Source organism: Photorhabdus hindustanensis, assembly GCF_002968995.1.
GTDB lineage: Bacteria > Pseudomonadota > Gammaproteobacteria > Enterobacterales > Enterobacteriaceae > Photorhabdus > Photorhabdus akhurstii.
This window is the reverse complement of the sequence record NZ_PUWT01000193.1, coordinates 1-892: the sequence shown is the minus strand read 5'-3', so window position 1 is coordinate 892 and position 892 is coordinate 1. Positions and strand designations below refer to the sequence as shown.

Below are 892 nucleotides of genomic sequence, written 5' to 3'. Positions count from 1 at the left end.
GGATAGTCGAATAAGAAAGTTTTCCGAATAAGGAATTGCTGTCGTAGAAAGTCTCGATTTCCAGTCCTTGAATGGTATATCCCGGTAAATTACGGTAGTTGGATAAAGGCTTTTCACAATCCGGTGATTTACACACTATTCCGCGACGGGTAAATATKTCGTCCGCCCACGGATTTCAGCGGGTTCTGGGTATGGACTACCAGAAAGAACTTTACATTTCTGGTAGAACATATCTGGCCTTGCCGGATCAAAGTCATCGTGAAGTTGACTGGCTATATTTAATCCAGGAGCGACAACAAGAGTTCTGGTTGCTTTGAAAGCGAAAGGTGCCAGCGTAATACAGCCCGACTTTCCACAACCAACGGGTAGAATAATCCCTACTTTTTGCACTCTCCGGATGAAGGCGGTTAAGCCTCTGATTAAAATCCACACAGAGGCTGCCAGTATCTTGCTGTGAGCGAATGATTGGAAAATACTAAACGCCTCCAACTTTTATCAAATACTGAAGTCGAAGAGCTTTACAGTCGACCAGAATTCAACGCCCACGAACAGCGGCTTTACTTCACATTAACGCAATCTGAAAGAGAGGCTCTGACGCAGTTCAGCAATACCAGAACACGTATTTTCTTCATACTGCAACTGGGTTATTTCAAGGCCAAGCAGCAATTCTTCAATTTCTCACTGGAGGATGTCAGTAATGATGCTCAGTTTATTGCGAATCTCTATTATACAAACGCATTCCCGGTATCTTTCGCTGGACGGATTTCCCGTGATTATATACGCACTCAGCGACAGGTAATACTTTCATTATTTGGCTATTGTGCCTGGATGTCTGATTTGGCCCCAGAAATACAATCACATATCAGCAATCTTCTCCGTTATTACCCAAAAG

The 892-nt window shown here is 43.4% G+C and carries 2 protein-coding genes; one reads left to right on the top strand and one right to left on the bottom strand.

The annotated features are described in order from the left end of the window. Positions 1-135 precede the first annotated feature (135 nt). The gene (locus tag C6H66_RS25265) at positions 136-390 is read right to left on the bottom strand and encodes a DEAD/DEAH box helicase family protein (protein ID WP_248000833.1); all 255 of its coding nucleotides are present in this window, start codon (positions 388-390) and stop codon (positions 136-138) included. Positions 391-465: 75 nt separating this feature from the next. Between C6H66_RS25265 and C6H66_RS25260 the strand changes: the two genes are divergently transcribed. Then, positions 466-892 (top strand): DUF4158 domain-containing protein (locus tag C6H66_RS25260; RefSeq protein ID WP_146111151.1); only part of this gene is annotated, 427 nt, incomplete at its 3' end.